Raw genomic sequence first — 20,946 nt, forward strand, 5'->3', positions numbered from 1 at the left:
CATCAGGCACAACTTGCGGCATGCCGCGAGGTTCCGCTCATCACGGAAGTTTCAGCCCGCCAGGGGAAGGACGATGTCGAGATTCTGTATCCGACCGGCATGGTCCCATGGCGGCGAATTGTAGAATTCATATCCGCCATTGCCGTCGGGCAGGAACATTTCGCCGGATGCTGCGAGCCAATCGACGCTGACGAATTCGTAAGCCCGGAATATGTCGGCGTAGGCGCCTGTATGGTTCATCGAAACATAGCGGCCCGCCCGGAACTGCAGCGGTGAAAGAGCGGTATCGTCGATGCGAAAGCCCTGATCCACAACGGCACAGTCGTAGCGGACGAGTTCTCCCGGCGTGATCAGCGGTGTGTCGAGGATGATGCCGACCGGCCGCGCTTCTTCAAGCGGAAAACCGATCCGCTCCAGATAGCCGGCAAACTTCCGCCAGTTTTCCTCGAACGAGGCGTAGGATCCGTAGAATCGCATGGCCAGAAGCTTGATTTCCGGGCGCTGGCCAACGTTCACGCGCGCCAGGTCCGCCTTCTCCGGTCTCGGCCGGGCCGGCAGCACCTTCTGGGCCGCGACGCGATAATCCGAAGGCGTCAATCCGAATTGCCTTTGGAACGCGCGGATGAAAGCCTCATGGCTGGCATAGCCGGCATTGAACGCGATATGTGTGATCGGCTGGCCGCTCATCTGCAGGTTCATCGCCGCTCGGTCGAGCCGTGTGCGGCGCATGTAGGCGCTCGGCGATTCCCCCATGACCTCCTGGAACTGCCGCTGGAAATGAAAGGGGCTGAGCCCGAGATGAGCCGCGATGTCCTGCAAGGTCGTCGACGCGGCGGGAGTACGCTCGATCATGCGCACAGCGCGCGCAATCCGCGGGTGGTCGAGCATTCGCGGAGGCGGAGCCTTCCGAAACGAGGACGCATTGTAACCCGCCGGGGGCGGATCGTAAGCCGGCTCCCGATCGACATTTTCGAAATCATCATTCATTGAAAACAGCAAAGACTACGGTTGGATAAGGGACTTCAACTTAGCCTCACCGCAAGTTTTATCAAGTCAGCAGACGCGCCTTCCGTGTAGAGAAGCGCATTCCTGTGCGATATTTTGAAACCGCGGCGAGTTTTTTCATGACATTCTCCCTGTCCGGCCGTCCGGCCCCAAGCTTTCGACGGCTGTCCGAGATGGCGGAAAGCAGCGGGAGCAACCCGCATGATCGGACGTTTCCGGGCAGGCCATTCATGCGGCAGCTCGTCTTCGGCCCGCTTTCCCTGATTCTTCTTACGATGATGGTGCTGCTTGGCGCGGCAACGTCTTCCGCCCAATCCGCCCCCGTCGTTACCTCCGTTTCGGTCCCTGCGAATGGATATTACGGGAACGGAGACAGTCTGACCTTTGTCGTGCAATTCAGCGAGACCGTAATCGTCAGCGGCACGCCATATGTTTCAGTGATCGTCGGAAGCCAGTCGCGGCAGGCAAGCTACCTCTCAGGAAGCGGAACGAGTTCGCTTGTGTTCCGATACGCGCTCCAATCCGGAGACATGGACATGGACGGCGTGGTGCTCGGCGCGATGAGCCTGAATGGCGGCACCATCGAGAACGCCGGAGGGGAAGCGGCCGACACCACCCTCAACAATGTCGGTTCGACTGCCGGCGTCCTGGTCGACACGCTGGGACCGACCGCCGTAACTGCTGTCGTCGGCACGCCGCCGTCGCACGCCACGCAGGTCGCATTCCAGATCGTGTTTTCCGAACCCGTGACCGGCTTCTCGATCGCAGACATGGTCCTGGCCACGACCGGAACTGCCACCGCTACGCTGGCCAACCTTTCGACGTCCGACAACACCACCTACACGGTACAGGCGCAGAACATTTCCGGCACGGGCACGTTGCGTTTGAATATTGCACCGGGCGCTGTCATCGATGTTGCCGGCAATACCAACCCGGCGGCAACAGGAACGCCATGGACCGTCGGCGCCTCGTCCAATGCCGATCTGGCGCAGTTGCAGCCCAGCCAAGGCAGTCTCAGCCCGGCCTTCAATGCCAATACGCTGACCTATTCGATCTCGGTGGCCAACAATGTCGCGGCGATCGCGCTGACACCTGTTGTCGCCGAGCCGAACGCGACGGTCACGGTCAATGGTTCTCCGGTCACCTCCGGAAGCGCCAGCAGTTCCATCAGCCTTGCTGTGGGCGCCACGACGATCGCCGTCGTCGTCACCGCGCAGGACGCAACGGTGAAGACCTACAATGTCACCGTGACGCGTGCCGCCTCCGCGGGGCCGACAGCCGCGTCCCGCACCATCAACGTGATGGCGGGCACGACTGTCGCAGTCGATCTTACGGCGGGCTCGACCGGGGCACCCTTCACCGCAGCGGCGCTTACCTTCCTGCCAAGCCTGGAAGCGGGAAGCGTCTCGCTCGAGGCAGCGCAGATGCGGCTCACCTTCTCGGCGAGCTCTTCATTCGCAGGCTCGGCTGCGGTCGGCTATACGCTGTCGAATGCGTCAGGCACGTCGGCCCCGGCAACGATCACATTTGCCGTTGCCGCCCGTCCCGATCCGACTGACGATCCCGATGTGGTGGGCCTTCTCAATGCGCAGGTGGATGCCGCCAGGCACTTTGCCCAATATCAGACGCGCAACTTCAACAGCCGCCTGGAGCAGCTGCACGATGAGGGCGAGCGCCAGCGCCGCTCACTCGATATTCGCCTTGGGCTTCGCCGCTCCGACAATGGCAATGGTGGGGTCGTCAATACCGAGCGCCAGTACGGCTGGGCAGGCGGCAGCGAGCCTGACCTCACCGGCCCCTCCGTATCCGGCCGGCAAAACAACGGCTCGACCCCGCAGATCCAGGGGCCGGATCTCGGACCGTTTGCGGTCTGGTCCGGAGGTTTCGTCGATTTCGCCGATACCGGCAACGGCGACCTGGACATCGGATCGACCACGGTCGGCGTGAGCGCTGGCGTGGATTACCGCTTCTCCGATCGCTTCGTCGGCGGCTTCGGCCTGGGCTATGGCCACGACAAAAGCGATGTCGGGGATGATGGCACGGAAAGCCGCGGCGCGGCTTACAGCGCTGCGATCTACGGCTCCTTCAAGGCTGCCGAAAACCTGTTCCTCGACGGCCTGATCGGCGCAAGCCGGCTCGATTTCGATTCAAGCCGTTACGTCGCCTCATCAGGGGATCTCGCCTCGGGAAACAGGGATGGGCGGCAGATGTTCGGCTCGCTCACCGCGGCATACGAATTCCGGAACAGGACATGGCTTGTCTCCCCATACGGCCGGTTCGAATTGTCCAGGTCATGGCTCGACGGGTTCACCGAGAACGGCGGGGGCATCTACGGCCTGACCTATGGCGATCAGACGGTCGATACGGCCGCGGGCGTTATCGGCCTTCGCCTGAGCTATACCATGCTGATGGACTGGGGAGCGCTGACACCAGGCATGCGGGCGGAATATACCCATGATTTCGCCAGCTCCAGCCGGCTGCGGCTCGGATATGCCGACATCGGCACGCTTCCGTACCAGTTCGAAGCGGAAGAATCGGGGGATGACTATTCCACACTCGGACTCTCGCTCGATGCTGCGCTGCTGAACAACTGGGCGGTCGGCGTGGAATACCGGGCGGCTGTCGGCAGCGGAAGACAGGACCACGCCGTCGGCATCAGGGTCAGGAGCGAATTCTAGCATGATCCGGCTTCGCGAACACATCGCGAAATCCGTCGGCTCAATGGCAGAGCGCCGCCGGGCGCGCGCACCCGTCGATGTCATGGGGGCGACGATGTTCGACTGAGAGAATATCGATCAGGTCGACGAGTTTGAACTGGTGCTCGACGCCGCCGACATCAATATGAATCTCACCGCCGCTGATGTTTAAAGCGACGGCAACGAAGTTTCTCTCTTCGCCCTCATCCAATACCGATACGATAAACAGAGGCCCCTCCCTCTTTCGTTCATCCCTATTGATAGAGCAAATCGGTGAATGCTTTATTATTAGCATTTAATAATAATTACATTCAATACATTGCTATGGATCAATGTGTGGACGGCGGAAATGCGCCATCCGCGGTCAGCGCCGATCGAGCGTCGGATCGCTGTTCAAATGGCCGGAACGCGTGCTGCCCTTCGTCCGCGTGTCCAAAAGGCGCGACAGCACGGTCCGTTTCCTCCTGCGCGGGATGAGATCGATGTCGCTGACCAGCTTTGCGCCGCCCTCGCGCCGCTCAAGGGTGATCTTGCGGCTGTGGAAGGCTTCGAGCTCGGCGCGGTGCGCGACACTGACGATGGTGACGACGGGCAGTTCCTGGATCACCATTTCCATCATCCTGTCCTGGCTCTTCTCGTCGAGCGCCGAGGTTGCTTCATCGAGCACGATAATATCGGGATTGTGCAGCAGCAGGCGCGCGAAGGCGAGCCGCTGCTTTTCGCCGCCCGACAGGATCTGGTCCCATGGCGCCTCTTCCTCGAGCTTCTCATTGAGATAAGCGAGCCCCACCTTGTCGAGTGCCGCCCTGATCTCATCCAGCGGCCAGCCGTCGGCGGCCTTGGGATAGGCGACGGCGCGGCGCAGCGTGCCCGAGGGGATATAGGGCCGTTGCGGCAGCATGAACAATCGCCTGTCGGCATGGAAATCGACGCTGCCGTGACCCCACGGCCAGAGGCCTGAAATGGCGCGCACCAGCGTGCTCTTGCCCGAACCGGATTCGCCGGCCACCAGCACCCGCTCGCCCGCTTCGATCTCGACCCGGGCTTCCTTGACCACGGCAGTGCCGTCATCGAGCGACACGGCGAGATCGTTGAGGCTCAACATCGCCTCGCCTTTCGTTTCGCCATGCTGGATGCGTCCGAGCGCATCGCTCTGTTCGGCGCGCTCCAGCCCGTCGAGCGACATCATCAGCGAGGCGACGCGCCGGGCGCAGGCGTTCCAGTCGGCAAGGCGCGGGTAGTTATCGACCAGCCAACCGAAGGCGGTCTGGACGATGGCGAAGGCTGACGCAGCCTGCATCACCTCACCCAGCGTCATGCTGCCTTCGAGGAACTTCGGCGCGCAGAGCAGCACCGGCACGACGGGCGCAACCAGCATCGACCCATGCGACACGAAGGTCGTGCGCATATACTGGCGGGACAGCCGCGCCCATTGGCGCAGCACATTGGTAAACGTCTTGTCGAGGTCGCTGCGCTCCTCTTCTTCGCCGCCCAGAAGCGCGATGCTCTCGCCGTTTTCGCGCACATGCGTCAGCGTATAGCGAAACTCGGCTTCCACCTGGTTCTTGACCTCGGAGACCTTGACGAAATGCCGGCCGATCACAGCGATCGTCGTCGAGGTGATCGCAGCGTAGAGCACGGCCGTCACGACCAGAAAGCCGGGAATGGTGATGGTCGTTCCACCGATCGGCAGAGTCAGGGCGCCGCCGATCGCCCAGAGAACCACGATGAAGGTCGAGGCAGACAGAAAGGCCGATATGACGCCGGCGATGAAATCGACGGGTGATTCCGTGGCGATCCGCAGATCCTCGGAAATGCGCGCCTCGGGGTTCTTGTGATCGCCGCCGATGAGGTTCAGCTGATAGTAGCGGCCGTTGGCCAGCCAGCGGGCAATCAGCGCGGTCGTCAGCCACCGGCGCCAGTGCCGCTGGATCATCATGCGGACATAGACCTGCGACGTGACGAGAACGACACTGCCGGCCACGAGCGGCAGGAAGACGGCGCTCAGATAATAGACGGTGGCGGCATCGTGCCGCTCGATCGCGTCGAATATGCCGCGGTTCCACCTGTTGATCCCATACTGGAAGCCGACATTCATGCAGATCATGATCAGCAGCCCGATGGAGCACGGCCAGGCGAAGCCGTCGCCGCTGCGCCCCCAGTAGCCGCGCGCGCTGATCCAGAAACGCTTCAGCAAATATCTCTTGCGCGCCTGCTCCGCCTCCTCGGGCGTCAGATCCGGATCAGGTTCGATGACGTCGGGCGGCGGCGTGACCTCACCGGTCGATGCCTTCCCCTGGTGCGTCTCCTCGGCACCATCGGGCTTGGCGCCGTCGACCGATTTCGGCTTCCGTTTTGCGTCGGTCATGCCAGCGAAAACGGATTACAAATCGAAAGGTTTCATGAGGAGATCGAGGAGCCGACCATGCGGGAGATCCGCTGTCTGGACAAGCTGGTCGACGAGCTTGCCAGGGGAAAGGCGATGGAGAAGATCCTGCGGGCATAGGCGGCGGCCCCGGCCCGCGGCTTCAGTCGACCGCTCCGCATTCTGAAGGATACCAAGCGCGGTGGCCCGTTCCGAAAGCTACCGCTGCACATTGACGGCAACAAAACGCCACTAGCGGACATCGTGTGTTGCGGACGAAATCAAACGTCTGAGCCCGATTTCGCGAAATCGAGTGAATGCCGATACGCCCTCTTTTGCCTTTGCGCGAATAAGCGCCCCCTCATACCCCTCAACGATACTGGCGGTAAGATCGCCGATGTTCTCTTCGGTGCCGATATCACCATCTTGCTGCGCGATGATCAGCAGCCCCTGGATACTTTTCTCCCAGCGCTCAAATGACGTGGCAAGTGCGTCTAGCACAACTGCGCTTCTGCCTGCAGCAGTTTGGGCAATCATACCGTAAAGGCACCCGGCATATGGGGCTTCCGTCCTGTACTCGTTCTCAAGATATGCGAAGTAGGCATCGAGCCGATCCAGCGGGCGGAGCGACGTGTCGGTGAAGAATTTCTCCCTCAGATGCAGATACTTTTCCTCGTACGCTTCGATGACCGCTACAACGAAGTCATCCTTGCTGTGAAAGAAATAATAGAAGGACCCTTTCGGTACATCGACCGCTTTCAGAATCGGCCCGATCCCGACGCCTTCGTAGCCATGCGCCAGTAATTGCCGCATGCCTTCGGAAATAAGGCGATCTCGTGTCGTAAATTGACCATCCATCACTAGACCAATCGTCTACACATCTGCTTACACACATTTATCTCCGTAGAGCGAGCTTTGGATGAGCATAGCACGCAGCAGGATTATCGGCATCTATCTCGTGGTTGCTTCGGCTGTTCTATGGAGCACGGCCGGGCTCTTCGTCCGGATCGCCGACATGGATGTCTGGTCCATGGTCGCTTGGCGCTCAGCCTTCTCGTTCATCACCCTTGGTGCTGTCGTGTTGATCCAACGGATATCGACGAAGAAAAGTGCTGAAAGGACTTTCGGCATACCGGGCGTGGCTGCATGTGCCGTCTCCACGGTGGCGGCGATAACCTACATCGCGTCTCTGCAGTGGACGACTGTTGCGAATGTCATGACGGTTTACGCCACGCTGCCGTTTGTTACGACCGGAATCGCCTTTCTATGGCTGCGGGATCGGGTGACCTATCGATTTCTCCTGGCCGGCTTTTTCGCCTTCTCGGGAGTTGCTATTTCGGTCGGGGCCGCGATGTCGGCAAAAGACCTCCTAGGCATCCTTGCTGCCTTTGTCATGACTGCCGGATGCGCCACACAGATTGTCATCGCCAAGCGGTTTCCAAGCATGGATTCGACGATGATGACGGTCTTTGCCGCGTTGGCATGCTTCTGTATCGCCCTTCCGCTTATGCAATATTCGATACCGACATCGACACAACTGCTCGCATCTGCGTTCTATGGGATTTTCACGACAGGGATTGGTTATGTGCTGCTGTTGCTTGGTTCTCGCCGGATCGCTTCCGGGGAAGCCGGGCTACTATCCATGCTTGATGTCATCCTTGGTCCGGTATGGGTCTGGGTTTTCCTTGGCGAGGATATCGTGCCGCCAGTCCTTGTTGGCGGCGCAGTCGTTTTGATTTCGGTCATTTGGTATCTTCTGCCCAGCCGTAAGGCCGCCGCCTTCACTTGAGCAATGTCCGTTTTGGGCCGACTGCCGCCTTCCGCTTCGCGCCGATTGCGGCCTTGCACGCTTATTCTTCGTATCGGCTCGCGACAGCAAGCATTTTGTCAGCGTTGCTCAAAAAAGCCGTGCCGCTCTGCGACCTCATTCACCAACGCTCCTGGCCGAAGGCTTTCCAAAACGATCTGCGCCTTAACCTCGTCCGGCCAGTGCCGGTGAACCTCACGTCCTGACTTCCTGGTCGTGAGAACCTCCAATGTATTCTCCATGGAGAAGCTCCCGTTGCTCGTCCATCGATACGCGATCACAGATCAGGGCGACGAGGACAACGTGGGAGCGGAACACCGGTTACGGTGAAAAGAGTCATCGTCATCTGCGAATTGCGGACGTCGGCGTCAAAAACTCCGACTCGACCGGAATTCGATGCTGATATTCTATCTTCGCTTCTCTCGCCATTTGGGCCGGGCCGCCTAAGTTCATCAAGGAAGATTGTGCCCGCTATCGCGATTTCAGGCTCGCTCTCGCCTGACCTCACTCATGGCAACGATAGACGACGCGACTTCGACTTGCCCAAGCCTCAAATCCATTCGCGGCTCATTGCGGCTTGCGCAATCCAGACTTGAGACATCCGCCCGGGAGGGGCGTCAACAGGGAGGCTCGTCATGAAAATCGTTCTTATCGGCGGCACAGGGCTCATCGGGTCCAAGACCGCAGCGCGTCTGCGCAGCAAGGGCCATGAGGTGCTGGCCGTCTCGCCGAGCACCGGCGTCAACACAATATCAGGGGAAGGCCTGACGAACGCGCTTGATGGCGCCGACGTCGTCGTCGATCTTGCAAACTCTCCGTCGTGGGAAGACAAGGCGGTCCTCGACTTCTTCGAAACCTCGGGCCGCAATCTGCTCGCCGCCGAAGCCAAGGCCGGCGTAAAGCACCATGTCGCGCTCTCGATCGTTGGAACGGAGCGACTGCCCGAGAACGGCTACTTCAGGGCCAAGCTCGCCCAGGAAAAACTCATCAAGGCATCGCCCATTCCGTACACGATCGTCCATTCCACCCAGTTCTTCGAATTCCTGAAGGGCATCGCCGACGAAGCCACCGTCGGCACCGTCGCGCATCTTTCTCCTGCGGCTTTCCAGCCTATCGCATCGGATGACGTTGCCGATGCGGTGGCGGATGCAGCACTTGCAAAGCCGCAGAACGCCACGATCGAGATTGCCGGTCCCGAGCGCGGTCCGATGTACGAGATCGTCGCCCGCTATCTGAAAGCGGCCAATGATCCGAGGACGGTCGAGCCAGACGTTCATGCGCGCTATTTCGGCTCCGAACTGGACGATCGCTCGCTCGTGCCCGGCGAGGGCGCGAGGATCGGCAGGATCGGCTTCGAGGATTGGTTTCGACAGTCCCAAAGGCCGACGTAAATCCCTGCAGCCGAAATTGATCCAAGCATCAACCCAGATCCGCATTCAACGAGCAGAAGGATTACGACAATGAATTCAGCTTTATTATCGCTATGCCTGTCGGCTTCGATTTGCCTCGGCGCTTTGCCGGCCGCCGCCGCCGAAGCGGCAACCGTCACCCCGATCCTGAAAAAGGACCTTCAGGATTATCCCGGCAAGGAAGGGCTGATGATATCGGTCGAGTATGAGCCGGGAGGGTCCACGCCCATTCACAAGCATGAGGCAGATGCATTCGTCTACGTTATCGAGGGCTCGATCGTGATGCAGCTCAAGGGCAAAGAAGAAGTCACCGTGTCGCCGGGAGAGACATTTTACGAAAGTCCCGCTGACATTCACCTTGTCAGCCGCAATGCGAGCAAGACCAAACCGGCGAAATTCATCGTCGTGCTGCTGAAGAAGAAGGACGCACCGGTTCTCATGCCGGTGGAATGATATCAGGCACGGTGGCGGCGAAGCCGGGTGTCCCTGACACCCGGCGCCCTTGGCGCTCCCTGGTTTGTTGACCAAGCCGGCCAACCCCTCGTTCGTCATCGCCAAGGCTTGACAAGGCCGGTCGCCCATTATTTATATCCATCCGGATGGAAATAAATCAGGATTGGGCAATGGGCAGGAAACGTGTCATCGATCAACAGGCCGTGCTTGACGCCGCCGAGCGTGTTGTCGGGCGCGATGGCGCCGCAAACCTCACGGTCGATGCCGTCGCCAGGGAAGCAGGCGTCAACAAGGCGAGCGTGCTTTACGACCACAAGTCCAAGCAGGCGCTGGTCGAGGCCGTCGTCGATCGTGCCTTCCGGCGCGACAATGCGCATCACGCCCATATCGAGGAACAGATGACGGCCGCTCAGGATCGAGCCGTCAAGGGACGCATCGCCGCTGCCGCCGAGCCGCCGCCCGAGGAATTCCGGGCCGTTGCCCTGAACCTGAGTGCGGCCCTGACACTCGATGCCGGGCTACGCGAAAAGATGCAGGCGAACCAGGCCGCGACGATATCAAGGATCATCGAGACATCCTCCTCCCCGCGCGGCGCGCTGCTCGCCTATCTCGCGCTCGAAGGTCTGAAATTCCTCGAATATCTAGACTTCCATCACTTCGCCCGCGAGGACCGCGACAGGCTCATCCGCGAAATCAACTGGCTGGTGACGACAGAACCCCAGGAGATCGACCTTCCGGCCATCCGGACGAACTGATCTCCCAACCTTTCAGGCAGGACGACATGACCGATACGAGCATTGCCGCAGCCGCCGCGGCCACGGATGAATGCGCGCCCTTCCGGCGCATCTTTCTGACCGGAGGAAGCGGCTTCGTCGGCCGCAACCTGATCCGCCACTTCATTGCCCGCGGCATCGAGGTCACCGCGCTCGCCCGCAGCGACAGGTCCGCAGAGATCGTCCGGGCACTTGGCGCCACTCCCTGCCGGGGCGATATCCTCGACGATGGTCTGGCATCCGGCATATCGGGCCATGACGCCCTCATCCACGCGGCCGCCGATACCGGTCATGGCCCGCCGACCGCCGGGCAGCGGCGCGTGAACGAGAATGGCACTCGTCTCGTCATCGAGGCCGCCCGTGCCGCGGGCATCAGCAAGGTGATCCATCTCAGCACGGAGTCGGTTCTGGCGACCGGCAAGCCACTGGTTGATGTCGATGAGACCGCGCCCTTGCCCCGTCGGCCCGCCGGCGGCTATTCGCGCAGCAAGGCGGCAGCCGAGCGCATCGCGCTGGCAAACAGCACTCCGGGCTTTCCCGTCACCGTGCTGCGCCCGCGCTTCGTCTGGGGCCGCGACGACACGACGGCCCTTCCCGCACTGATGCAAGCCGTCCGATCCGGAAAATTCGCCTGGATCAGCGGCGGCCAATATCTGACATCGACCACCCATATCGCCAATCTCTGCACAGCCGTCGAGCTTGCGCTTGCGCATGGGCGCGGCGGCGAAATCTATTTCATCGCCGATGGCGACCCGGTGCCCTTCCGGGCTTTCGTGTCGGCCCTGCTGGAGACGCAAGGGCTGACCGCGCCGAAAAACTCCATTCCGCGCCCGCTCGTCAGAGCGATCGCCGCCATCGGCGGTATGCTCGCGGCCATCTCCCGCGGCAGGATCGTTCCGCCGCTGACGCTTCAATCCTATGCCACATCAGCAGTCGAGGTATCCCTCGACATCGGCAAGGCGCGGCGCGAGCTGTCATACGTACCGGTAGTTTCCCACGAACAGGGTCTGGAAGAGCTTCGGTCCTGGCAAACAGGTCAGTGATCAACGTTTGATGTAGCCCCAACCATCAAAGCGCATTTCATCGCTTTGCCGATCAGGCCAACAACCCGTGCAGGACGAGATCGATATGCGCTTTCACGTAGGCATCCTTGTCCAGAACTCGCCGCTCGTCGAAGAGCAGCTTGAAGAACAGGAAGGTGATGGCGGGCGCCACGACGGCATCGGCGAACGCGGCCGGCGCCGAGCGGAATTCGCCAAGCCTTACGCCGTCATCGATGAGAGACTGCATTTGCCAGTCAAGAGGATCGATGAATGCCTCGTGATGCCTGTCGACGATCTGGGGAAAGCGCAAGCCTTCGGCGATGATGAACCGCATCAGCTCGCGCAATCTGCGATCCCTGGTCACGAGATCGTAGATCAGCTCGATCGTTTTCTGGAGCCGCTCCGTGGCGGTCCCCTTCAACTCATTTGCGCTCGCCAGAAGACCTTCCAGGGGCACTGAAATGTGCCTGATCATCGCTTCGAATAGCTGCTCCTTGGTCTCGAAGTAAACATAGATCGTTCCCTTCGTGACCCCGACCCTGGCGGCAATATCCTCAACGCGTGTCGCGATATAGCCGCGCTCGACGAACTCTTCGAATGCCGCCTCCAGGATCTCTATGGGCCGACGGGCCTTCTGCTCGGCGCGTGTCAGTTTCTTCGTATCGGGCATTCCTCACCTTGAGCTTTTTTTGTCGCTGGGCGTCAAGAAATTTTCATTGACTGATGGGTTAGTCAATATTATTCCTCCGCCGAACTGATACAAGGGGTAAATCATGAAAACTGTCCTTGTTGCCGTCTGGCTGGGCGTCAGCGCAGTCGCGCTCGCCTCATGCGAAGAGCAAAAAGCGACTGAGGCGAAGCCGAAAAATGTGGAAGCCGTCGTGGCCAGGGTCACGCCGACAGTCGAAACCAACGCCATAACAGGCGAGGTCAGCGCCCGCGTCGAAAGCGACCTGTCCTTCAGGGTCAGCGGGCGCATCGTCGAGCGTTTCGTCGATGTCGGGTCGTCGGTGAAGGCCGGACAGGTGCTCGCGCGCATGGACGCCGAGGAACAGAAGGCCGATCTCGACGTCGCTACGGCAAACCTGCAATCGGCCATTGCCCAGCAGACACAGGCGCAGCTCGCCTTCGACCGGCAGCAGAACCTCTTCAGGACGCAGGTTGCGACCCGCGCCGCACTCGATCAGGCCCAGGAAACGCTGCTGACCGCTCAGGGCAGCGTGAAACTGGCGCAGGCGCAATTGGATACGGCGCAGGACGCCCTTTCCTACACGGAACTGCGCGCCGATGCCGACGGCGTCATCACCGCCAGAAACGCCGAAGTCGGCCAGGTCGCCCAGGCGGCGCAGCTCATCTTCACGCTTGCGCATGACGGGCCGCGTGACGCCGTCTTCAACGTCTTCGAGTCGCTTTATCTCGGCCGCAACCTCGAAAACACCGTCGCCGTCAGCCCACTTTCGGCGCCGTCCCGCAAGATAGAAGCTTCCGTGCGCGAAATCTCCCCGACGATCGATCCGTCGACCGGAACGATCAGGGTCAAGGTGGGTCTCCAAGCAACGCCGGACATGCAGCTCGGCGCTCCCGTCGTCGGCTCTTTCCGCTCCACGGCGCAGGACGCGATCGAGCTGCCGTGGTCGGCCATGGCCTCCAAGAGCGGCCAGCCGGCCGTCTGGATCGTCGACCCCGCCTCATCGAGCGTGTCCCTCCGTCAGGTCGATGTCTCCGATTATGAAACCGGCCGTTTTGCAGTGCGCGCGGGCGTCTCTCCCGGAGACATCGTCGTCGTCGACGGCACGAAGTTCCTGCGACCGGGCGAGGTCGTCACCTATGACAAGGAAGCCGCAGAATGAATATCCGTATCACAGCCGGCCTTGCGATCCTCGGATCATTGCTGCTGACCTCCTGCCAGAAGCAGGCGGAAGCCCATAACGAGCCGCCGCGTCCCGTCCTTTCCGTCGTCGTCAAATCGACCGCGGCCTCCGCGCTGACCCTGCCGGGCACGGTCGAGGCCAGGATCGAGACGCAGCTTGCCTTCCGCGTCCTCGGACGGGTCATCGCGCGCAAGGTCAGCGTCGGCGATGTCGTCAAGAAGGGCGATGTCGTTGCCGCCATCGATCCGCTGGCGCTGGAGCTTGCAGTCAAGAGTTCGCAGTCCGAGCTTTCGAACGCCCAGGCGCAGCTGACGAATGCCGCCTCCACCGAAGAACGTCAGCGATCCCTGCTCGAGAGCCGGTCGGGAACCGAAGCGGCCTACGAAGAGGCCGAGCTCGGGCGCAAGAGCGCCGTCGCCGCGGTCGCCAAGGCCCAGGCCAATCTCGACAAGGCCGAGGAGCAGCTCGGATATGCCCAGCTCCGGGCGGAATTCGACGGCGTCGTGACGGCAACCTCGGCCGAAGTGGGCCAGGTCGTGGCCGCCGGCCAGAACATCGTCACCATCGCCCGCCCCGAACAGAGCGATGCGGTGATCGACATACCCGTCGCAAGCTTCGACGGCCTCAAGGTGGGCTCGCCCTTCGAAATCGCCCTGCAGCTCGACCCGACCATCCGCACGAGCGGTACGGTCAGGGAAATCGCGCCCGAAGCCGAGGCGACGACCCGCACGCGGCGCACGAAGATAGCGCTCATCGATCCGCCTGCCGCCTTTCGCCTGGGCTCGGTCGTAACGGCAACCGCAACCGTCAACGCGCAGCCGACGATCCTGCTCCCCTCCTCCTCCATCCTGACGAAGGACGGAAAGCCCAATGTCTGGGTGGTCGACACCGCCGCCGCCAAGGTTTCCATCCGCCCGATCAGGATCGACGGAGAGATCGTCGAGGGAGGCTCCGTTCGCATCGCCGAGGGCGTCAGCCCGGGCGATCGGATCGTCGTTGCCGGCGTTCACAAACTCGTCGATGGCCAGGCCGTCAGAATAGACTGAGGAATAGTCTCCGTGAAAAAATTCAACCTGTCCGACTGGGCACTCGAACACCGTTCGCTCGTCTGGTACTTCATGATCGTCTTCATTCTGGCCGGCGCCTTTTCCTATATCAGCCTCGGCCGCGAGGAAGATCCGAACTTCACCATCAAGACCATGATCATCCAGGTGCAGTGGCCTGGTGCGTCGGCCGAGGAAGTGACGAAACAGGTCACCGACCGCGTCGAAAAGAAACTCGAAGAGCTTGAATCGCTCGATTACACGAAGAGCGAGACGGTTGCCGGGCAGACGACGATCTTCGTCGAACTGCTGCCGACGACCAAGGCCAAGGATGTCAACGCCATCTGGATGCGCGTGCGCAACATGATCGGCGACATCAAGGGCGATTTCCCGAGCGGCGTCGTCGGGCCGTTCTTCAACGATCGCTTCGGCGATGTCTTCGGCAATATCTACGCCTTCACCAGCGACGGGCTGACGCAGCGCCAGCTCCGCGATCTCGTCGAGGACGCGCGCGCCAAAGTGCTGACGGTTCCCAATGTCGGCAAGGTGGACATAATCGGCGCACAGGACGAAGCCATCTATCTTGAAATCTCGACGCGCAAGGTTGCCGCCCTCGGCCTCAACCAGCAATCCGTGATCGACACGCTGCAGGCGCAGAATGCCGTCACGCAGTCGGGCTTCGTCGATGCCGGTCCCGAGCGCATCGCCCTGCGCGTCAGCGGCCAGTTCACCTCCGAGGAGAGCCTGAAATCGATCAACCTTCGCGTCAACGACCGCTTCTTCCCGCTGACCGATGTCGCCACGATCAAGCGCGCCTATGTCGATCCGCCCTCCGCGCTGTTCCGCTATAACGGCCAGCCGGCGATCGGGCTCGCGATCGGCATGAAGACGGGCGCCAACCTGCTCGAATTCGGCGAAGCGCTCGACAAGGAGATCGAGCAGGTCACCGCAGACCTCCCCATCGGCGTCGACGTCGAGCGCGTCTCCGATCAGCCCGCCGTCGTGGATGAGGCCGTGTCGGGCTTCACGCGTGCGCTCTTCGAGGCGATCGTCATCGTGCTGGCGATCAGCTTCATCAGCCTCGGCGTGCGCGCAGGGCTCGTGGTTGCCATCTCCATTCCGCTGGTGCTGGCGATCACCTTCCTCGTCATGGCCTATACCGGCATTTCAATGCAGCGTATTTCGCTGGGCGCACTGATCATCGCCCTTGGCCTTCTGGTCGACGACGCGATGATTGCCGTGGAAATGATGGTGGCCCGCCTGGAGGTCGGCGACGATCTCCGGAAGGCCGCGACCTATGTCTACACCTCGACCGCCTTCCCGATGCTGACGGGTACGCTGGTGACGGTCGCGGGCTTCATCCCCGTCGGCCTCAACTCCAGCGCCGCCGGCGAGTTCACCTTCACCCTTTTCGTGGTCATTGCCGTCTCGCTACTGGTCTCATGGGTGGTGGCGGTGCTGTTCACGCCGCTGCTCGGCGTGACCATCCTTCCGAAGACCATGAAATCGCATCATGAGCAGAAGGGTCGCTTTGCACGGATCTTCGTGTGGCTGCTCGGCCTCGCCCTGCGCTGGCGCTGGATAACCATCGGCGCGACGGTGGCGGTGTTTGCCGTCTCGATCGGCGGCATGAGCCTTGTGCAGCAACAGTTCTTCCCCTCCTCCGACCGGCCGGAACTGATCGTCGACTGGAACCTGCCGCAGAACAGCTCGATTTCGGAAACGAACAAGCAGATGGCGAAGTTCGAAAGCGAGATGCTGGCGGGCAACAAGGATATCGACCACTGGACGAGCTATGTCGGCCAGGGCGCTCCCCGCTTCATCCTGTCCTTTGATGTGCAGACACCCGATGTCTCCTTTGGCCAGACCGTGATCGTCACCAAGGGGCTTGACGTCCGCGACAAGGTCAAGGAGGAGCTGCAGGCCTATCTGACGAAAACCTTCCCGGGCACCGACGCCTTCGTAAAGCTTCTCGACATCGGCCCGCCGGTCGGCAAGCCCGTGCAGTATCGCGTCAGCGGGCCTGACATTCAGAAGGTCCGTGATCTCTCCCACCAGCTTGCCGGTATCGTCGGCCAGCATCCGCTGCTCTCCAACATGACCTACGACTGGAACGAACCATCCCGCGTGGTCAAGGTCGATGTTCTCCAGGACAAGGCACGGCAGCTCGGCGTCTCCTCCCAGGATATCGCAACGGCGCTCAACAGCATCGTCGAGGGATCGGCGGCCACGCAGATCCGCGACGACATCTATCTCGTCGACGTGATCGGCCGGGCCGAGACCTCCGAGCGAGGCTCGATCGAGACGGTGCAGAACCTTCAGCTTGCCGGCTCCAACGGCAACTCGGTTCCTCTGTCGGCGGTTGCGAACTTCCACTACGAACTGGAGCAGCCGACGATCTGGCGGCGCACCCGCATACCGACCGTCACCCTCAAGGCGGCGGTGGTGGGACCGACACAGCCGGCGACGATCGTCACCGAACTGGCGCCGAAAGTCGACGAGTTCCGCAAGGGCCTACCCACCGGCTACAAGATCGTCGATGGCGGTTCGGTCGAGGAAAGCGCCAAGGCGCAGGGGCCGATCGTGGCAGTCGCACCGCTGATGCTGTTTACCATGGCGACGATCCTGATGATCCAGCTGCAGAGTTTCAGCAGGCTCTTCCTGGTCTTCGCCGTCGCCCCCACCGCGCTGATCGGCGTTGTCGCGGCGCTGCTCTTCAGCAATTCGCCCATGGGCTTCGTCGCGATCCTCGGCGTCCTGGCGCTGATCGGCATCCTGATCCGCAACTCGGTGATCCTCATCGTGCAGATCGAACACCTCCGAAGCGAGGGCATGCCACCGTGGCAGGCCGTCATCGAAGCGACGGAACACCGAATGCGCCCGATCATGCTGACGGCTGCGGCAGCGACACTCGCGCTGATCCCGATCTCCAGGGAAATCTTCTGGGGACCCATGGCCTACGCGATGATGGGCGGCATTGTCGTCGGCACGGTCCTGACGCTGCTCTTCCTGCCGGCTCTCTATGTTGCCTGGTTTCGAATACCCCGCGAGGCCTGACAACATCGGGCCCGCCCGGATCATTCCGGGCGGGCCGCGCCCCACTGACTGGAGCAATTCCAGTAGGACGGAATGCCCTAGCAGCCGACGGCAGCAGCGAGGCTTTCAAGTGCCTCGCGCACCCGCCCGCGCGCCTGCTCCGGAAGACCGAGCACCGGGCGCGGCGGCGCAAACCGGCCGAGGCCGATGAGATCGGCAATCGTGTACATGACGCGGAAACTGCCGAATTCCTTGAACAGCGCCCAGAGCGGCGCGAAGGCATCGTTGATGCGTCCCACCTCCTTGGTGTCACCCGCCTGCGCCGCCCTCGTCAGCTTCAACGCTTCGGCGGGCAGCAAGCCCGCAACCACGCTGTACCAGCCATCGGCACCTGCCGTGAGCGCATCCGCAGCACCCCAGTCGCCGCTGTAGCCGACAGCAAAACCGTCAGGCGTCACTGCCCGGAGACTTGCGATTTCCTCGGCGAAATCGCCATTGGAGGGCAACGGCATCTTCACCGCTTTCACCGTACCGAGCTTCGCAAGCCGGGCGATCAGCTCGACGCTGAAGGTGAATTTCGTCGTGCCCGGATTGTTGTAGATGCAGAGCGGCAACTGACCGGCATCAGCCACGGCGGCGAAATGCTCATAGACCTCGCCATCGGTGAGCGGCGTGTAGGAGACCGGCGCTAGAAGAAGACCGTCCGCCCCGAGTTCCCGCGCATCCCTGGCGAGCGCCTGCGCCTCATCCGTCCTGAGTGCGCCGACGCCGACGATGACGGGGATCTTGCCGCCGACAGCAGACATCGCCGCTTCCACCGCCCGGCGCCGCTCTCTGCGCGACAGGAAAGCGTAAGCGCCGGTGCTACCGAGCAGGCCGATGGAATCGGCGCCGGCGGCCTGGATGCGGGCAAGCACCCTGGCGAACGCACCGGTATCGACGTTGCCGGAGGCGTCGGCCGGCGTGATCGGAAAGGCGGAAAGGCCATGAAAAAGCGGCATCGGGAATTTCCTTCTATGCACGTGACAGCAGGAGCTTCATGCCGGCCGCCCCGAAGACGAGGGCCAGCGTGCCCTCGATCCAGCGCCGCGCATGGCGATACATGCGGATCATCGGCGCAGTGGAGAAGACCAAGGCATAACCGCAGAAGATGGTGATGCTCAGAATAGCGCAGCCCGCAAGGATGACGGCGACTGTCGCCGGCGTCGCGCCCGGACCGAGGCCGAGCGTCATGGTCGCGATCCAGCCGAGCAGCGCCTTCGGGTTCGTCAGATGCATGAGCAACCCGCGCCGATAGAGGCTGAAGCCCGAGGCCGGCCTGATGGCATCGATCGCCCTGCCCTGCTTCTCGTCGGAGGTCATGGCGGATTTGCCGGCCTTGTAGGCCAGGAACATGAGGTATAGACCGCCTGCTATCTTCAGAACGATGAGCGCCTGGGCATATTGCGCCAGAATGGCGGAAACGCCGGTCGCCGCCATCGAGCCCCAGAAGAGCGAGCCGCTGACGACACCGGCCGCAATCATCAGCGCCGACTGGCGACCCTGATGCATGGCGACGCCCATGATGCGCATATTGCTGGGACCGGGGCTGGCTGCAGCGATGATATAGGCGGTGAAGACGAGGGCAAGGTGATGCGGATCGAATGACATTCCGATTTCCCTAGAAGCGTGCGCAGACCTCACATGCCGTTCAGGAGCCTGAACGAGATCAGCCACATGACACAGGCGATGATCGTTTCGAGAATGCGCCAGGACGCCGGCCGTGAAAAGATGGGGCGGAGCCAGGCCGCACCATATCCCAATGAAAAAAAGAACAGGAAGGAACCGGTCGCAGCGCCTGCGGCAAACGCCGCCTGATGGCCGGCAAAACGCGTCGAGATCGTGCCGAGCAGGATGACCGTGTCGAGATAGACATGCGGGTTGAGCCAGGTGAGCGCCAGGCACATGGCCATCGTCTTGCCGAAGTTCGCCCCCGCCCCGTTGGCAACCTGCAGCGCGCCTGACGACCGCACCGCCGAATAGAGGCTCTTCGCCCCATACCAGATGAGGAATGCCGCCCCGCCATAGCGCATGACCGGATCGAGCCAAGGCATGAGGTTTACCACCTGCTGCAGGCTGGTGACGCCGACGACAATCAGGATCGCATCCGAGAGTGCGCAGGCCAGGCAGACGGCAAACACATATTCGTTGCGCAGCCCCTGGCGCAGGATGAAAGCATTCTGTGCACCGATCGCGACGATCAGGCTGAGCCCGGCGGCCAAGCCGGTGAAATAGGTCGTAAAGTCCATAATATCAGAGGCTTCCGTCGCGTTGTTGAAACGCTCCGTAGACGGATCGAGTGGATTAGACTAGTTAATCTTCCTAACGTCAATTAAGCATAACTTACCCATGATCGATTATCCCGCCCTCCGCGTGCTGCTTGCCGTGGTCCAGACCGGCAGCTTCGAAAAGGCCGCCGCCATCCTGAACGTCACGCCATCGGCCGTCTCGCAGCGCATCAAGCAGTTGGAAGAGCGCCTGGGCACCGCCCTCGTCGTGCGTGGCACGCCGTGCACGGCAACGGAAAAGGGCGACTGGCTCTGCCGGCACATGGAAAATGTCGGCATGCTGGAAAGCGAATTGCTGGAGCACCTGCCTGATCTCAGCGACCGCGACAGTCCCGAACAGCACGTCACGCTGCGGATCGCCACCAGCGCCGACAGCCTCGGCACCTGGTTTCTGGAGGCGATGGCGGATTTCTCGAAAACCTCCAACTATCTCCTGAACATTTCCGTCGACGATCAGGATCACACGGCCGAATGGCTGGAGCGCGGCCGCGTCATCGCCGCCGTCACCAGCATGGAAAAGCCGGTCGCCGGCTGCCGCCGCTACTCGCTCGGCGCGCTGCGTTACCACGCGACCGCAAGCCCCGAATTCGTCCGCCGCCATTTCCCTGACGGCGTCACGCCGGAAGCGCTCGCCCGCGCCCCATCCCTCACCTTCAACCAGAAGGACCGTCTGCAGGCAGACTGGATCCGCCGCACGTTCGCGACTGATGTCAACGCACCGACGCATTGGCTGCCGGCCACACAGGGCTTTCTCGATGCCGCCCTGCTCGGCATGGGCTGGGGCATGAACCCGATCCACCTGACCGACCACCACATCAAGGCCGGCCGCCTCGTCGAGCTGATCCCAGGCACGCCTCTCGATGTCGTCCTCTACTGGCAGATCAGCCGGCTTGCCGCCGACCGGCTGACGGGCCTGACGCAAAAGGTGATCGAGGTGGCGAGGCGGTCGCTGGTGTGAGGGTGATCTGGGTTCGAAGTCCCGAAAACGGACCCTCCTTCTGATGGCGCCCTCCTTCCATTGGAGCGCGACAAACCTTTGCAGTGACCGCTTCGCGGATTCCATTCCTGTTGAAGGCGGCACTCTCGTGAAGCGTCGCCACATGACCGTCTCAGTGGTA

The 20,946-nt window shown here is 61.7% G+C and carries 19 protein-coding genes and 1 pseudogene; 11 read left to right on the top strand and 9 right to left on the bottom strand.

Annotated elements, in window-relative coordinates; all coding sequences use genetic code 11:
- Window positions 1-51: 51 nt before the first annotated feature.
- Window positions 52-888 (bottom strand): AraC family transcriptional regulator, encoded by an 837-nt coding sequence (locus ACK9YZ_RS10465; RefSeq protein WP_416066528.1) that lies wholly within the window; start codon window positions 886-888, stop codon window positions 52-54.
- Between the two features lie 347 nt (window positions 889-1,235).
- On the opposite strand from ACK9YZ_RS10465, the gene ACK9YZ_RS10470 reads away from it, so the two are divergent.
- A complete protein-coding gene (locus ACK9YZ_RS10470) occupies window positions 1,236-3,683 on the top strand; it encodes an autotransporter domain-containing protein (RefSeq protein ID WP_416066529.1) in 2,448 nt (815 codons plus the stop codon).
- Window positions 3,684-3,723: 40 nt separating this feature from the next.
- Here the strand turns inward: ACK9YZ_RS10470 and ACK9YZ_RS10475 are convergent, their stop codons facing one another.
- The gene (locus tag ACK9YZ_RS10475; RefSeq protein WP_416066530.1) at window positions 3,724-3,912 is read right to left on the bottom strand and encodes a hypothetical protein; all 189 of its coding nucleotides are present in this window, start codon (window positions 3,910-3,912) and stop codon (window positions 3,724-3,726) included.
- 153 nt (window positions 3,913-4,065) lie between these two features.
- On the bottom strand, window positions 4,066-6,069 hold the full coding sequence (locus tag ACK9YZ_RS10480; RefSeq protein ID WP_416066531.1) for an ABC transporter ATP-binding protein/permease: 2,004 nt from the start codon (window positions 6,067-6,069) through the stop codon (window positions 4,066-4,068).
- Window positions 6,070-6,105: 36 nt separating this feature from the next.
- Between ACK9YZ_RS10480 and ACK9YZ_RS10485 the strand changes: the two are divergent.
- Window positions 6,106-6,207: pseudogene (locus ACK9YZ_RS10485) on the top strand (DUF2200 family protein); the annotation flags it as partial.
- Window positions 6,208-6,318: 111 nt separating this feature from the next.
- Here the strand turns inward: ACK9YZ_RS10485 and ACK9YZ_RS10490 are convergent.
- A complete protein-coding gene (locus ACK9YZ_RS10490; protein WP_416066532.1) occupies window positions 6,319-6,924 on the bottom strand; it encodes a TetR/AcrR family transcriptional regulator in 606 nt (201 codons plus the stop codon).
- Between the two features lie 61 nt (window positions 6,925-6,985).
- Here ACK9YZ_RS10490 and ACK9YZ_RS10495 point away from each other — a divergent pair, with 61 nt between their 5' ends.
- Window positions 6,986-7,855, top strand: a complete 870-nt coding sequence (locus ACK9YZ_RS10495; RefSeq protein ID WP_216758521.1) for a DMT family transporter — start codon at window positions 6,986-6,988, stop codon at window positions 7,853-7,855.
- A gap of 98 nt (window positions 7,856-7,953) precedes the next feature.
- Here the strand turns inward: ACK9YZ_RS10495 and ACK9YZ_RS10500 are convergent, their stop codons facing one another.
- Window positions 7,954-8,115: a transposase gene (locus tag ACK9YZ_RS10500; protein WP_416066533.1), complete on the bottom strand. Its 162-nt coding sequence runs from the start codon at window positions 8,113-8,115 to the stop codon at window positions 7,954-7,956.
- Window positions 8,116-8,508: 393 nt separating this feature from the next.
- Between ACK9YZ_RS10500 and ACK9YZ_RS10505 the strand changes: the two genes are divergently transcribed.
- The 4 genes from ACK9YZ_RS10505 to ACK9YZ_RS10520 all read left to right on the top strand — a co-directional run bounded on the left by ACK9YZ_RS10505 (window position 8,509) and on the right by ACK9YZ_RS10520 (window position 11,551).
- Entirely contained in the window at window positions 8,509-9,264 is a 756-nt protein-coding gene (locus ACK9YZ_RS10505) for an SDR family oxidoreductase (RefSeq protein ID WP_416066534.1), read from the top strand.
- 69 nt (window positions 9,265-9,333) lie between these two features.
- Complete coding sequence (locus ACK9YZ_RS10510) at window positions 9,334-9,735, top strand: cupin domain-containing protein (protein ID WP_416066535.1); 402 nt, start codon at window positions 9,334-9,336, stop codon at window positions 9,733-9,735.
- Window positions 9,736-9,905: 170 nt separating this feature from the next.
- On the top strand, window positions 9,906-10,490 hold the full coding sequence (locus tag ACK9YZ_RS10515) for a TetR/AcrR family transcriptional regulator (protein ID WP_416066536.1): 585 nt from the start codon (window positions 9,906-9,908) through the stop codon (window positions 10,488-10,490).
- A gap of 26 nt (window positions 10,491-10,516) precedes the next feature.
- Complete coding sequence (locus ACK9YZ_RS10520; protein ID WP_416066537.1) at window positions 10,517-11,551, top strand: NAD-dependent epimerase/dehydratase family protein; 1,035 nt, start codon at window positions 10,517-10,519, stop codon at window positions 11,549-11,551.
- Between the two features lie 52 nt (window positions 11,552-11,603).
- Here the strand turns inward: ACK9YZ_RS10520 and ACK9YZ_RS10525 are convergent, their stop codons facing one another.
- Complete coding sequence (locus ACK9YZ_RS10525; RefSeq protein ID WP_216758526.1) at window positions 11,604-12,221, bottom strand: TetR/AcrR family transcriptional regulator; 618 nt, start codon at window positions 12,219-12,221, stop codon at window positions 11,604-11,606.
- Window positions 12,222-12,324: 103 nt separating this feature from the next.
- Here ACK9YZ_RS10525 and ACK9YZ_RS10530 point away from each other — a divergent pair, with 103 nt between their 5' ends.
- Genes ACK9YZ_RS10530 through ACK9YZ_RS10540 form a run of 3 tightly spaced genes read left to right on the top strand, consistent with a single transcriptional unit; the run spans window position 12,325 to window position 17,522 of the window.
- Window positions 12,325-13,401, top strand: a complete 1,077-nt coding sequence (locus tag ACK9YZ_RS10530) for an efflux RND transporter periplasmic adaptor subunit (protein ID WP_416066538.1) — start codon at window positions 12,325-12,327, stop codon at window positions 13,399-13,401.
- Window positions 13,398-14,468: an efflux RND transporter periplasmic adaptor subunit gene (locus ACK9YZ_RS10535; protein WP_416066539.1), complete on the top strand. Its 1,071-nt coding sequence runs from the start codon at window positions 13,398-13,400 to the stop codon at window positions 14,466-14,468. The genes ACK9YZ_RS10530 and ACK9YZ_RS10535 overlap by 4 nt, the downstream gene beginning before the upstream one ends.
- A 12-nt stretch (window positions 14,469-14,480) precedes the next feature.
- A complete protein-coding gene (locus ACK9YZ_RS10540) occupies window positions 14,481-17,522 on the top strand; it encodes an efflux RND transporter permease subunit (RefSeq protein ID WP_416066540.1) in 3,042 nt (1,013 codons plus the stop codon).
- A 77-nt stretch (window positions 17,523-17,599) separates the two neighbouring features.
- On the opposite strand, the gene ACK9YZ_RS10545 is transcribed toward ACK9YZ_RS10540, so the two are convergent.
- From ACK9YZ_RS10545 to ACK9YZ_RS10555, 3 genes are read right to left on the bottom strand one after another with little or no spacing between them, the layout of a single operon-like run.
- The gene (locus ACK9YZ_RS10545) at window positions 17,600-18,502 is read right to left on the bottom strand and encodes a dihydrodipicolinate synthase family protein (RefSeq protein ID WP_416066541.1); all 903 of its coding nucleotides are present in this window, start codon (window positions 18,500-18,502) and stop codon (window positions 17,600-17,602) included.
- Window positions 18,503-18,515: 13 nt separating this feature from the next.
- Window positions 18,516-19,151, bottom strand: a complete 636-nt coding sequence (locus ACK9YZ_RS10550; protein ID WP_416066542.1) for a LysE family translocator — start codon at window positions 19,149-19,151, stop codon at window positions 18,516-18,518.
- Window positions 19,152-19,180: 29 nt separating this feature from the next.
- The gene (locus tag ACK9YZ_RS10555; protein WP_416066543.1) at window positions 19,181-19,789 is read right to left on the bottom strand and encodes a LysE/ArgO family amino acid transporter; all 609 of its coding nucleotides are present in this window, start codon (window positions 19,787-19,789) and stop codon (window positions 19,181-19,183) included.
- A gap of 100 nt (window positions 19,790-19,889) precedes the next feature.
- Between ACK9YZ_RS10555 and ACK9YZ_RS10560 the strand changes: the two genes are divergently transcribed.
- A complete protein-coding gene (locus ACK9YZ_RS10560; protein ID WP_416066544.1) occupies window positions 19,890-20,786 on the top strand; it encodes a LysR family transcriptional regulator ArgP in 897 nt (298 codons plus the stop codon).
- Window positions 20,787-20,946: the final 160 nt, after the last annotated feature.

It is taken from the genome of Rhizobium sp. ZK1 (assembly GCF_047782645.1).
In the GTDB taxonomy this organism is placed as follows: domain Bacteria; phylum Pseudomonadota; class Alphaproteobacteria; order Rhizobiales; family Rhizobiaceae; genus Rhizobium.